Genomic DNA, 12,339 nt, shown 5'->3' on the forward strand with positions numbered 1-12,339 from the left:
GTCAGCGAACGACGCTGGGCGACCAACCATGGGCAATGAACATGCTTGGTTGGGCGCCCGGTTCCGTTTCCAGCTTCCAGATGTTGCTGTCCCCGTCCGTTGTCTCGTCCGGCAAGCCATAGAGAAGGCTCCGGTCATCGAGCCACTCGATCTGGTCATCCACACTGCGCTTTTCGGCAAGGACGGTCTCGCGTCCGCTGGCGAGGTCAAGAACCGCGACGTTCCAGTGTGCTGCCAGCGCACCGCCGTCGTTCTTCTTGTACGCGATCCGGGTCCCGTCCGGGGAAATCGAAGGGCACTCCACGTTGTCATGGACAGCCGTCAAAGTCCTTGCTGACAGGCTCCCCCGCACCAGCCAGATGCGTCCGGAGGCGGCCGCAGTGGCATAGAAAACATCCGCCTGGTCCGGTGCGAAGGTCACCCCCCAGATGTTGCGGTCGGTAGCCTGCAACCGTTCGCCGTTGACCAGCAGGGCGAAGTCCTCGAGGTTGCCGGTGGAACCGCCTGGGAGGCTGATTTCGGTGGCGGTGGAAAATCCTGCTGTCGCATAGGAGTGGCCGGTGACGAACACCGTAGTGGCAATATTGGAGCCGTCGGGGCTGATCCGGGTCCGGCTGGGGATCCCGGGAAGCGGCCAGGCCCGTTGCTGCTCCCAGTTACGGTTGAACACATCGGCTTCAAAAGAGGTCACCAGCCCCCGGTTGGTGCGCAAACACACCACCTGCTCCGGCGAGCCGTAGACCCGGTCGCATTCCTGGCCGCTCACGGCCCGGCTACCGCCGGGATCCGACAACGGAACAGTTGCGGCGTTCCCGTACCCCTGCCCTGACGCGGTGTTCCGGAACAGCACGAACGGAGCACCGGGGAGCTGTCCGCCGGCTGAGGTCCCCACGGACGAGGCCGCCGTCCGGCTTTCTTCAAAGCGTTGGTAGGCCCCCACCGCGTAGACGCCCGCTGCGACAAGGACCAGTACAGTGACTACCAGGAGGACACCCCACCGCACCTTCCCCGTGGGGGCGCCGCCGGAGGCGCGATCCCTCATGCTTCGTCGCTCACGTCGGCCGGGACATCACGCTTGGCACCACGGAGGATGAACATCACGGCCACGACGGCACACGCCAAGGCCGCCCCCGCAACCAGCATCGCGGCGGAAGCGCCAACGGCGTACCACAACACACCGAAACCGGCCGAGGCCAGCATGCGGGTCAGAGCCACCACAGTCTGCGCGGAGGCGATTCCCGTGGCGAGTTTTCCCGACGGCGTCAGCTGGCTGGCCAGCGCGGCCAGGACGCCGTCAGTGCCTGCGTAAAAGGCACCCAGCAGGACCAAACAGCCCAGCGTCGCCCAAAGCCCGCCAAAAGGAGCCGCGGCCAACAAATACGTAGCAAGCAGCGCAACGTGCCCGGCGACGAACACCGGGATCTTCCCCACGCGGTCTGCCAGCCGTCCCAGCGGAATGGCCAAAGCAAGAAACACCACGTTGGTGCCCACAAAAAGCAGGGGAAACCACTGGACCGCGAACGAATCCCTGTCCTGCAGGACCAGGTAGATGAAACCGTCACCAATCGTGACCAGGCCCAAGAGCCCTGCCGCGATCAGCAGCTTGCCCAAACCCGGTTCCTTCAAATGGCTCCAGGAAAATGCGAAAAGCCTGCGGTCCTGCCGTGCCCCGGCTCCCTTCAGGGCCTTGGCCTGAATGTCGGGCACCACCAGGGCAAGGACGGCGACACCGATCACCGCGAAGGCCAGGGACACCACGAACACGGTGCTGAACCCGTTGGGAATCATCAACAGCACAAAGAAGGCGATCAACGGACCCGCTGCCGCGCCGATGTTGTCCAGCATCCGGTGCACGCCGAACGATCTCGCCAGATGCTGCGGCTGCGCCGAGACTGAAATCAGCGCATCACGCGGAGCGGTCCTGATGCCTTTGCCGATGCGGTCACCGGTAACAATGGCCGCAATCGCCCAAAAACCCCCGGCGAAAAGGAAACCGATCCTGGCGAGCATGGACAAGCCATAGCCCGCCAAAGCTATCCGTTTGGGGTGGCCGCTGCGGTCGGCGGCCCAACCTGCGGCGATCCTGACGATGGCGCTGGCACCTTGGTTGATGCCGTCGATGACACCGAAAGCGATCGTGGACAGGCCCAGGAAACCTGTCACGTACAGGGGCAGGACGGCCGACACCGACTCCGAGGACACATCGGTGACCATACTGACAATGCCCAGCCACAGGATCACCGGGGACAAGCGGAACGGCACCTCGCTGGATAGTGCCGTCCCCATGCCCTGCGGTTTATCCCGCTTACCGCCGCTGCGGTCAGAAAGGGAAATATACATGGGTGCCCTAATCCGCCGCCGTGTGCAGGCTGCCCAGAAGCTGGAACCGCGAGCTGCCGGTCCCTGTGGTTGATACCGAAACAGTGACCGTATCCGTTCCCCGTACGAACCGGGCAGCCGAGGATCCTTCCGCTGCCGGAGCGTCTTCGGACCAGAATCCATGGGACACCAAAGAGTCCCGGAAGGAACCAAGCACCTCTGCACGGGGCTTGTCGATGATGCCGTCAGCTGCGACCTGGAGCGTGTTGCCCGAGGTCGACACGGAGGTTGAACCGATGGTCGAGCCCGCCGGCAAGGTGAGGATCCCTGCGGGCCAGCCGTCCACCATTTCACCGGCTGCGGTACCAGGCTCCGGCAAGGCTCCGGTGATCAGTGGAGCGGGAGCAGTTGGCGCGGGCAGCCCTGTCGGTGTTGCCGTCACAGGGGGAAGGACTTCCAGTGGCTGGCCGGCGGACGGTGACGAACCGCCGTCGCCACCGTTTTCAGTACCTCCGCTTGCTGAAGCATCCGACGGCGAACTACCGGAGCCGGGTACCTCGGCGCCTTGCGACGTGGTTCCCGCCGAAGCTGTTGACCCGGGGACAGTCGAGCCCGGGCTTGGCGACGACGAGGACGTCGTCTGCGCCGAAGGGGCCGGCTTCACCGCCAGTTGGTCAAAGAGTATTGCGACGGCGGCGATCAGCACGGCAAGGCATATGCCTGCGATGACCAGCCGCCGCGCCATCATGGCATGACCGGAAGAACAGCCCCGCCCGGCCGCGGATTTACGGCGTGGGACTCAGGGGCGGCGGGTAGAAGTGACGCCACCTGCGACGAGGTGGCGTTCGGCCGTGCGATGGCGATGTACCGCACCAAGCGTTTCATGGGGACAGTCTGCCATTCACGCCACGATTCCGGAACAGTTTTGGCGCTACCAGCGCCCATTCCGTGGGCGGGGCTGGCAAACCGGGCAGGTGTAGGAGGAACGGTTCATGAATTGTTCCCGTTTGATGACGCTCTGAAGCCCCTTCCCGGCACAACGCAGGCAGTATTCACCGGCCCGCCCGTAGGCGTTGAGGGAGCGCGCGAAGTAGCCGGAATCGCCGTTGACGTTAACGTAGAGGGAGTCGAAGCTGGTCCCGCCGGCGGCCAAGGCGGCGTCCATGACATCCTTGACGGCCGAGATGAGCCGCTCGGCATCTGCCCGTCGCAAGGTATCGGTGGGCCGTGCGTAGTGGAGCTGCGCCTTCCACAGGGCCTCGTCGGCGTAGATGTTGCCGATACCGGAGATAACTCCCTGGTCCAGCAGGGCACGCTTCAGGCCCGTCTTCCGCTTCTTGACGTTCCGGTAGAACGCGTCGAATGAGAACCACGGATCCAACGGATCCCTTGCTATGTGCGAGGCTTCCTCGGCGATCTCCGGCAGCGGCGTCTCGCCCAGGCCACCGGGCCCGGAGTCCGGGGTGGGCACAAGGGAGGTCACGAAGAGTCCGCCGAAGATCCTCTGGTCCACGAACCTGAGTTGTTCCGGCATGCCCTCCACCGGGCTCAGCGAGATCCTGACCTTAAGGTGTTTTTCGTCCGGCACGTCCGGATCCTGCATGAGAAGTTGTCCACTCATTCCCAGATGGGCCATAAGCGCGACCTTGGGCAGGGTCGCGACCTCGGGAAGGGTCCCATCACCGGTGGCGGACACACCGTCCATGGAGAGAGGCATCCACAGGAACTTTCCCCGCCGCACGACGTCAAGCACCGTGGCGTGTTCCAGATTCCCCACGAAGTCTTCGGTCCCCAAGGCGTGGCGCCTGATGGAGCGTGGGTCCAGCACCTCGACGGCTGTGATGGTCCGGCCCCTGACCCATCGGGCAAGGCCACGGCGCACCACTTCTACTTCGGGAAGCTCAGGCATGGATCAAGCGGACGCCGGACCAGTCGGGGTCGTGTCCAGGGCAGTCAGGGCACGCCAGGCATCGGCGGCCGCTTCCTGCTCTGCTTCCTTCTTGGAGTGCCCGGAACCGCGTCCGTAGGGTGTTCCGCCAATGTTCAGTACGGCTTCGAAAGTCCGCGCGTGATCCGGCCCGGAGCCTTCCACCGCATAGTGGATGGCGCCCAATTGCCGGCTGGCGGTGAGCTCCTGGATGCTGGTCTTCCAGTCCGTGCCGGCGCCCAGGGCACCTGCGTCCTTCAGGAGGGGTCCCACGAGCCGCATGACCAGCTGGCGTGCGGTTTCGATGTCGTTCGACAGATAAGTGGCACCGATCAGCGCCTCCATGGTGTCAGCCAGGATGGAGGCTTTGTTCTTGCCGTCAGTAAGCTTTTCGCCTTGGCCGAGGTAGATGAACTCGCCGACGCCGATCTCACGGCCGATTCCGGCCAGGGCGCGCGTACTGACGACGGCGGAGCGGCGCTTGGCCAGCTCGCCTTCAGGCAGCGTGGGGTTCTCACGGTAAAGGGAATCGGTCACGGAGAAACCCAGGATGGAGTCGCCGAGGAACTCAAGGCGCTCGTTGGTGGGGATCCCGCCGTTCTCATACGCGTATGAGCGATGTGTGAGAGCAAGACGAAGCGTCTCGGTGTCAATGGAGACACCGAGACGCTTCAGAAGCTCTTCAGTTGAAGACATCCTTAGTCAGCCTCTACGGCAGATTAGGCGTCTGCGACCTTGCGGCCCTTGTATTCAAGGAACAGCGCGGTGCCGGCAGAGTCAGTAACGACCTTTGCCTGGTGCGGCAGGCTGTAAGTAACCTGACCGTTTTCGATGGTCTTGACCAAGTTGGGGGCAGTTGCCTTCCACTGGGCACGGCGGGCGCGTGTATTTGCGCGAGACATTTTCCGCTTGGGAACAGCCACGGCTATCTCATTTCTCTCTTAGACGAACACTTACTAATCGGTTTGCCGGTCAGTCTTAGCCAGATCAGCTAGGGCAGCCCAGCGAGGGTCAATGACCTCGTGGTGGTGCCCCGGCTCGTCTTCCAGGCGCGCTCCACATTCGGAGCACAGACCCTGGCAGTCTTCCCGGCACACCGGCTGGAACGGCAGCATAGTGACAACTGCGTCCCGCAACACCGGCTCAAGATCGATCAGATCGCACTCGACTCGACGTTGCTCTTCATCGTCTTCTTCGGCCGAAAGCTCAGCACCTTCGTAGAAGAAAAGTTCTTGCACATTGACCTCAAGGTCATACGCAAGGGGATCCAGGCATCGCCCACACTCGCCGGTTACTTCGACGATCGCGGATCCGGATACCAGAATTCCTTCGTGTACGGCCTCAAGACGAAGATCCAGCTCGATATCCGAGCCTTCCTTTACGCCAATGAGCGCCACACCAAGGTCACTTGGCGCAGGTACATGCTCGTTGAGTGTCCGCATGGTCCCTGGACTGCGTCCAAGGTCCTTGACTACCAGCGCCAAGGGCGAACTTGCATCTCGCTTAATGAGAACTCCTGTAGAACATATGACCGACGTACCATCTTAGCCTGATCACGCTTGAGGACTCAAACCGGCACCGGGCGCGCACAGAAGTACGCTGGTTTCAGCTTGGGGAACTCTGCATGAGGGCGCAGGTACCCGACAAGCCTACCCCTTGCGGGGCGCTTCAGTGGGCGGCTCGCCTGCAAGGAGCCGCTTCAACACAGATTTGGGGACGTAATCAGAGATGTCCCCGCCCAGGACATTGACTTCCTTGATCAGGGTGGAGGACAGGTGGACGTAGTGCGCTTCGGCGGGCAGGAAGACGGTTTCGACGCCGGTCAACTGGCGGTTCATCGTGGCCATCGGCAACTCGTAGTCGAAGTCCGAGGACGAGCGCAGGCCTTTGACGATCGCCGAAACGCCCCTGTGGCGGCAATACTCGGCCAGCAGGCCTTCACCCATGGGCTCCACGATGATTCCGCGCAGGGAAGCCAACGTTTCGCGTGCCATCTCCATCCGGTCTTCGAGGCTGAACCGGTACTTTTTGGCGTAATTGGTGGACACGGCAACGATGACTTCATCGAACAGGCCGGCGGCCCGGGCAATGACTTCGAGATGTCCATTGTGGATGGGGTCAAAGGATCCAGGGCATACCGCGCGTCTCATGAGACGAACCTACCCCATGGCTTCGCCGGGATACCATGGCTGCCATGGCATCAGCAGGCAGCAGCGCTCCCCTTATTGGAACTTCAGCCGACGCTCCGGCACCTTGGAAACGGGCCGCTATGGGAGCCAACCTGCTCTCACCTGCCGGGGACCTGGGAGTCACCATCTTCGAAGAAATGACCACACTGGCTGTGTCCACCGGAGCCATCAACCTCGGTCAGGGCTTTCCCGACGAGGACGGCCCCGTAGAGATCAAGGACGCAGCGCAGGCCGCCATTGCGGCAGGAGCGAACCAGTATGCGCCAGGCAAGGGGGTTGCCGCATTGCGGGAGGCCGTCTCGGCCCACCAGCAACGGTTTTACGGCCTGGACCCGGATCCCGACAATGAAGTCCTTGTCACTACGGGAGCAACCGAGGCCATCGCAGCGGCGCTGCTCGCCTTCGTCCAACCCGGCGACGAGGTCCTGACCTTCGAGCCTTTCTACGACTCGTACGGTGCCATCATCGGGATGTCCGGCGCCAAGCATGTCACCGCTCCCCTGCTGGCCCCTGATTTCCTGCCGGACCTCGAAACGTTGGAAGAAGCCTTCAGCAGCAGAACCAAAATTGTCCTCCTGAACAACCCGCACAACCCCACGGGTGCCGTATTTCCGCAGAGCGTCCTCGCCAGGATCGTGGAATTGGCCGTCAAATACGACGCCGTCATCCTCAGCGACGAAGTGTATGAGCATCTCACCTTCGGAGTGCCGCACATCCCGATCACCACCTTGCCCGGCGCCGCCGAACGAACCATCACCATTTCCTCCGCCGGCAAGACGTTTTCCTTCACCGGATGGAAGATCGGCTGGCTCACCGGACCGGCACACCTGGTGGCAGCTGTACGCACCGTGAAGCAATTCCTGACCTACAGCTCCGGCACGCCCTTCCAGGGCGCCATCGCGGTCGGCCTGGGCCTTCCCGACGCGTTTTACCAGGGCATTGCCGATACCCTCCGGCAAAAGCGGGACATCCTCGCCGAAGGCCTCCGCGCCGCAGGCTTCGGCGTTTTCAACCCCAGCGGCACGTATTTCATCAACGTCGATACCGCGCCGCTGGGCATCAGGGATTCCGTTGATCTCGCCAGGCGCCTGCCCGGACTCGTCGGAGTGGCTGCCATCCCTGTTCCGGTCTTCTGTCATCCGGAAGGCGCCGAACGCACCCGCAGCCTGCTGCGTTTTGCCTTCTGCAAGAAGATCGACGTCCTGGAAGAAGCTGCCGGGCGCCTGGCTACGCTCAAGGAACGCCTGTGAATTCCCGGGATTCCGGCCATGCCGCCCGCTTCCTCCGCACCAGCGGCCAGCACGCCACGATCGATACAGACCCCCTCGTGGAGGGCAGCTTCATCCTGAGCATCGGCGGAGCCGAACAGTCACACGTAAACCTGGCGGCGCCCGGTGAGATCTTCTATGAATACCTCCGCAGGATCGGGCACGTGGTGGACCTGGCTGCAGAACCTGGCCGCCCCATCCGGGCCCTTCATCTGGGCGCCGGGGCACTTACACTGGCCCGCTACATCCAGGCCACCCGACCGGGCTCCGAACAGTACGCCGTTGAACTGGAACGTGAACTCCTGGACTTTGTCCTCCAGAAACTGCCGATGCCCGACGGTACAAGGCTGACCTCCCATATCGGCGACGCGCGCGACGCATTGGCGCAACTTCCCGCCGAGGCGGGGTTCGACGTCGTCATCCTTGACATCTTTTCCGGGCCCGAGGCCCCTTCCCATATCGCCTGCCGGGAGTTCTATGAAGAGGCAGCAGCCCGGCTGGCTCCCGATGGCGTCCTCATCGTCAATGTGGGCGACGAGCCGGCGCTCACGCTTGTCCGCAGCCAGGTCTCAGCGCTGCGCAAGGCCATGCCGGATGTTGCTGCGTTCGCGGAGGCCGGCATGTTTGAAGGCCGCTATCCGGGCAACATAATTTTGGTCGGCACACGTACGCCATGGCCCGCGGAATGGACAGCTGAACTACTGGCCCGCGGACCCCACCCGGCTGCCGTCCTGACGGGCGTGGACCTGGACCGGATCACCGGCTAAACGGAACCAGTGCTCATGCCGGTTCAGCGAACCACAGCTTGGTCTCCCCGTACTTTTTGTCGGCGAAACACTCCAAGGCATCCGGCCACGACGGTTCGGGGCTGCGGGAACTGCGCTCCACCACCACAACGGCGGCATCGTCCAGGTGCAGTGCCAGCTTTTCGAGCACCGCAGCCAGCGCCGGTTCGTCCAGGGGGTAGGGCGGGTCAAGGAAGACCAGGTCCCACACCGAAGCATCGCCTGCACGCTCCAGGAACGATTCCACCTTGGAACGGTGGACGGAAACCTTCTTGGACCCCAGGGTCTGGTTGACCAGGTCCGCGTTCCGTTGGCAGACGTCGCTTGCCTTGGCATCGAACTCCACCAGGTCCACGCTGTGCGCGCCCCGGCTGGCGCTCTCGACACCCAGCGAACCCGAGCCCGCGTAGAGATCCAGGACCCGCGCGCCGTCGATCACCGCCAACGATTCCAGACGCGAAAACAGGGCCTCCTTGACGCGGTCCGTCGTGGGTCTGGTGGCATTGCCGGGGACGCTTGCCAGAGGGTTTCCGCCGGCAACTCCGGCGATGATGCGGCTCACAGGCATACTCCTTGCGGGCCTTTGCCGGGGCTTCTAACCGCGTTCAAGGAACGCCTCCTTCTCAGGGTTCAGGTACTGATCTATCGCGGCGGCAAGCGCGGGCTGGTCCGCCAACGCGGGATCGTCCGCCACCAGGGACTGGGCGTCGGCCCTTGCACGGGCAATGATGTCCTCGTGCTCAAGGACCCGGAGCAGCTTCAAAGTGGAGCGTCCGCCGGACTGTGAAGCCCCCAGGATGTCGCCTTCACGGCGCAGCTTGAGGTCCTCCTGCGACAATTCAAAACCGTCGGTAGTGGACGCAACCGCCTCCAGGCGGCGCCGGCTCGGATGCCCGGGCTCCAAGGTGGTCACCAGCAGGCACGTGCCCGGAAGCCCGCCGCGCCCCACACGTCCCCGCAATTGGTGGAGCTGGGAAATGCCGAAACGGTCAGCATCAAGGATCACCATCAACGTGGCGTTGTGGACATCCACGCCCACTTCGATGACAGTGGTGGAAACCAGGACCTTGGTCTCATTGGACGCAAATGAGGCCATGGTCTCAGACTTCATTTGCGGGTCCTGCCGTCCGTGCAGGGGTGCCACTGGAACACCGGCCAGGGACGGCTCCTGCAGGAGGCCCTCGACGACGGCAGTCACCGACGCGAGCTCCCTCGCCCCGCCCTCGTCCTGGAGTTCCGTTTCGCTCGGTTCCGATTCGCCGGGACTGAAGTCGCCGTCGTCGTCCGATCCGATCTTGGGGCACACCACATAGACCTGGTGTCCCGCGTCGACCTCCTCGCGCGACCGCTTCCAGATGCGGTCAGCCCAACCCGGGTTTTCCGAGAGCCCCACCACATGCGTGGAGATAGGGGCGCGTCCGGCGGGAAGCTCGTCAAGGATGGAGGTCTCAAGGTCACCGAACACAGTCATGGCGACGGTACGCGGAATGGGAGTTGCGGTCATCACCAGCAAGTGGGGAGGACGTTGTGCTTTTGCCCGGAGGGCATCGCGCTGCTCCACCCCGAAGCGGTGCTGCTCATCGACCACAATCAGGCCGAGATCCTGGAAACTCGTCTTGTCACTCAGCAGGGCATGCGTGCCGATGACGATCCCGGCATTCCCGGACGCCGCATCAAGCATTGCCTGCTTTCGTGCCGCGGTGGGCATGGAACCGGTCAGCAAGGTTACCTGGACGGCTTGCTGCCCGGAGTCTCCGCCGAGCATGCCTGCCCCGCCAAAAATATGGTCGCGGGCAAGTGGGCCCAGGGTCCGGCGGATTGAATCGAAATGCTGGGCGGCAAGGACCTCGGTGGGTGCGAGGAGCGCGGCCTGGCCTCCGGCATCCACGACTTGGAGCATGGCGCGCAGGGCAACGATTGTTTTGCCGGAACCCACTTCGCCTTGCAGGAGCCGGTTCATGGGCGTATCCCGGCCCAGCTCCTCGGCCAGGGTCTTTCCGACGGCGGACTGGCCGGCGGTCAGCGTGAACGGGAGGTTCCGGTCGAAGGTGCTGAGGAGGCCCCCGGGCAGCGGTCGCCTGGCTGTGGCTTCCTCGGCCGCAAGCTGGGCGCGCCTCCTCGCCAAGGCAGTCTGCAGGACCAAAGCTTCCTGGTATCGGAATCGTTCCTGCGCCCGTTGCCAGTCCTTGGGGGTCTCCGGCGAGTGGATCAGCCGATACGCCTCAGCGACGCTCAGCAAACCGTCCCTCCCGGCAAGATGCTCCGGGATCGGGTCCTCCAGCCCGTCAAGGTCCATGGTCTGCAGGAGCGCAGTGATCACTTTGTGAATGGACCAACTGGTCAGTTTGGCTGTCGCCGGGTACACCGGAATAGGCATGGCGGCCAGCTTCGCAGGGTCCACGGAGCCTTCGGCTTCAGGGTCCTCATCGAGCAACAGGAAGTCGGGGTTGGTCAGGCCAAGAGCCCCACCGTAGCGTGTCACCTTCCCCGAAAACATGGCCCGGCGACCGGCCAGCAGCTCCGCCTTGGCGCGGAACCCGTTGAAGAAACTCACCTTCAGGGTCCCCGCGACACCGCTTCCGCCGGCCTCATCGGTGACGACGACATCTGTGATGGAACCACGGCGGGCGCGCATCTGGCGGGTGCTGTTGGACAGGACGCGGGCGATGAGCGTGACTTCCTCGTCCAACGGCAGGTTGCTGATGGGCGTCAGCTCTCCACGGCTCAGGTAACGCCGCGGGAAGTAGTTCAGCAGAGCACCGGTTGATTTGAGGCCCAGGTGTTTATCGATAACTGCCGCGGACCGCTTACCGATCCTGCGTTCGAGGGGCAGTTCCAGTTCAGTAATCATGCCGTGGCTGGTCTGAATCATGCCGGGGCAGGGCAAGCTGGCTGACGGCGATATCGCTCGGTTCCCCGAGCGAACGGATCAGTTCCACGGCCGGAGCGGGATCCGGAACGTGGACGTGGACACGCCAACGGTAACTGGCCTCCATCGGCGATTCCTCGTCATCGTCGTCGTCGTTCCGGGCACCCCCGACCTGGCTCATGATGACGGAGTCGCCCATCTCATCCAGCCTTTGCCGCAGGATGGCAGCGTTGAGCGGGGAAAGGCTGATGGTGCACATGACCTCCACGCCGTCATCTGCCGGCATGTGCTCATGGATGTGTGGATCCTGCAGCTTGTAGCCGTGCAGGTTGTCCAGCATTTCGTCCTGCAGTTCCTCGCCGAGCACTGCGGAACGAAGACAGTCCAATACCAGGAGCATGCCCACGCCGCCGGCGTCGACCACGTGCGCTTCCTGCAACTGGGCGAGCTCATCCTCGGTGCGAAGAACGGCTTGGTAGGCAGCTTCCACCACGGCATCGAGCGACAACCCCAGCGCATGGTTGCTGTCGTCGCCGTCCTGCTCTGCGTCGACCCGCTGCGCGGCATGGGCGGCGGCTTCCAGGACTGAAAGCATGGTTCCGGCCACGGGCTCGCTGAGCGCGGACCAGGCACGTATCTGGGCCCTGTTAAGCGCGGTAGCCAGGAGCGGGGCACTAAGGCGTGTTTTGCCTGCCAAAGGTTCAGCGGCCGCGCACAGGAAGACCGCGAACAACGTTCCCGAATTCCCCCGCGCTTGCTCCATGGCTGCCTGGCCGGCCTTTGACAGAACCGCGCCAACATCGTGGCCTGATTCTGACGCCGCAACGGCAGGTTCATCCAAGGCAGAAACGGCAGCACGGACCGTCAGATACAGGTTTGTGCCCGTGTCGCCGTCGGCGACGGGAAAGATGTTGATCGCATTAAGGCGGTCGCTGTGGTTTCCGAGGACCACCTCCGCCTTGCCGAGCCAACGTTTCATGGC

Annotated in this window: 14 protein-coding genes; 2 read left to right on the top strand and 12 right to left on the bottom strand. The window is 63.5% G+C overall.

What is annotated here, in order from left to right; genetic code table 11:
- Position 1: 1 nt before the first annotated feature.
- The 9 genes from ACNAOU_RS13645 to coaD form a co-directional block, all read right to left on the bottom strand.
- Positions 2-1,042, bottom strand: coding sequence for a TolB family protein (locus tag ACNAOU_RS13645; protein WP_422757079.1), 1,041 nt, complete (start codon positions 1,040-1,042; stop codon positions 2-4).
- Positions 1,039-2,286 carry an MFS transporter gene (locus ACNAOU_RS13650; protein ID WP_422757080.1) on the bottom strand — a complete coding sequence of 416 codons (1,248 nt, stop codon included), beginning with the start codon at positions 2,284-2,286 and terminating at the stop codon, positions 1,039-1,041. Before ACNAOU_RS13650 ends, ACNAOU_RS13645 begins: the two co-directional genes overlap by 4 nt.
- Before the next feature lie 61 nt (positions 2,287-2,347).
- Complete coding sequence (locus ACNAOU_RS13655; protein WP_422757081.1) at positions 2,348-3,067, bottom strand: hypothetical protein; 720 nt, start codon at positions 3,065-3,067, stop codon at positions 2,348-2,350.
- Entirely contained in the window at positions 3,064-3,204 is a 141-nt protein-coding gene (locus ACNAOU_RS13660) for a hypothetical protein (RefSeq protein ID WP_155845886.1), read from the bottom strand. The genes ACNAOU_RS13655 and ACNAOU_RS13660 overlap by 4 nt, the downstream gene beginning before the upstream one ends.
- A gap of 46 nt (positions 3,205-3,250) precedes the next feature.
- Positions 3,251-4,228, bottom strand: coding sequence for a bifunctional DNA-formamidopyrimidine glycosylase/DNA-(apurinic or apyrimidinic site) lyase (gene mutM, locus ACNAOU_RS13665; RefSeq protein ID WP_018776225.1), 978 nt, complete (start codon positions 4,226-4,228; stop codon positions 3,251-3,253).
- A gap of 3 nt (positions 4,229-4,231) precedes the next feature.
- Complete coding sequence (gene rnc, locus ACNAOU_RS13670; RefSeq protein WP_018776226.1) at positions 4,232-4,942, bottom strand: ribonuclease III; 711 nt, start codon at positions 4,940-4,942, stop codon at positions 4,232-4,234.
- A gap of 23 nt (positions 4,943-4,965) precedes the next feature.
- The gene (rpmF, locus tag ACNAOU_RS13675) at positions 4,966-5,169 is read right to left on the bottom strand and encodes a 50S ribosomal protein L32 (RefSeq protein WP_011775139.1); all 204 of its coding nucleotides are present in this window, start codon (positions 5,167-5,169) and stop codon (positions 4,966-4,968) included.
- Positions 5,170-5,202: 33 nt separating this feature from the next.
- Positions 5,203-5,730: a YceD family protein gene (locus tag ACNAOU_RS13680; protein ID WP_422757082.1), complete on the bottom strand. Its 528-nt coding sequence runs from the start codon at positions 5,728-5,730 to the stop codon at positions 5,203-5,205.
- A gap of 165 nt (positions 5,731-5,895) precedes the next feature.
- Positions 5,896-6,396 (bottom strand): pantetheine-phosphate adenylyltransferase, encoded by a 501-nt coding sequence (gene coaD / locus ACNAOU_RS13685; RefSeq protein WP_018776228.1) that lies wholly within the window; start codon positions 6,394-6,396, stop codon positions 5,896-5,898.
- Positions 6,397-6,431: 35 nt separating this feature from the next.
- Here coaD and ACNAOU_RS13690 point away from each other — a divergent pair, with 35 nt between their 5' ends.
- Positions 6,432-7,685 (top strand): aminotransferase class I/II-fold pyridoxal phosphate-dependent enzyme, encoded by a 1,254-nt coding sequence (locus ACNAOU_RS13690; RefSeq protein ID WP_422757083.1) that lies wholly within the window; start codon positions 6,432-6,434, stop codon positions 7,683-7,685.
- The gene (locus ACNAOU_RS13695) at positions 7,682-8,470 is read left to right on the top strand and encodes a spermidine synthase (RefSeq protein WP_179128447.1); all 789 of its coding nucleotides are present in this window, start codon (positions 7,682-7,684) and stop codon (positions 8,468-8,470) included. The genes ACNAOU_RS13690 and ACNAOU_RS13695 overlap by 4 nt, the downstream gene beginning before the upstream one ends.
- Before the next feature lie 13 nt (positions 8,471-8,483).
- On the opposite strand, the gene rsmD is transcribed toward ACNAOU_RS13695, so the two are convergent.
- From rsmD to ACNAOU_RS13710, 3 genes are read right to left on the bottom strand one after another with little or no spacing between them, the layout of a single operon-like run.
- On the bottom strand, positions 8,484-9,050 hold the full coding sequence (gene rsmD, locus ACNAOU_RS13700) for a 16S rRNA (guanine(966)-N(2))-methyltransferase RsmD (protein ID WP_018776231.1): 567 nt from the start codon (positions 9,048-9,050) through the stop codon (positions 8,484-8,486).
- A 33-nt stretch (positions 9,051-9,083) separates the two neighbouring features.
- Positions 9,084-11,339, bottom strand: a complete 2,256-nt coding sequence (locus tag ACNAOU_RS13705; protein WP_422758685.1) for an ATP-dependent DNA helicase RecG — start codon at positions 11,337-11,339, stop codon at positions 9,084-9,086.
- Positions 11,329-12,336 (bottom strand): DAK2 domain-containing protein, encoded by a 1,008-nt coding sequence (locus tag ACNAOU_RS13710; protein WP_210077029.1) that lies wholly within the window; start codon positions 12,334-12,336, stop codon positions 11,329-11,331. Before ACNAOU_RS13710 ends, ACNAOU_RS13705 begins: the two co-directional genes overlap by 11 nt.
- Positions 12,337-12,339: the final 3 nt, after the last annotated feature.

The sequence above is a fragment of the Paenarthrobacter sp. C1 genome, assembly GCF_049315185.1.
GTDB classification, from domain to species: Bacteria; Actinomycetota; Actinomycetes; order Actinomycetales; family Micrococcaceae; genus Arthrobacter; species Arthrobacter nicotinovorans.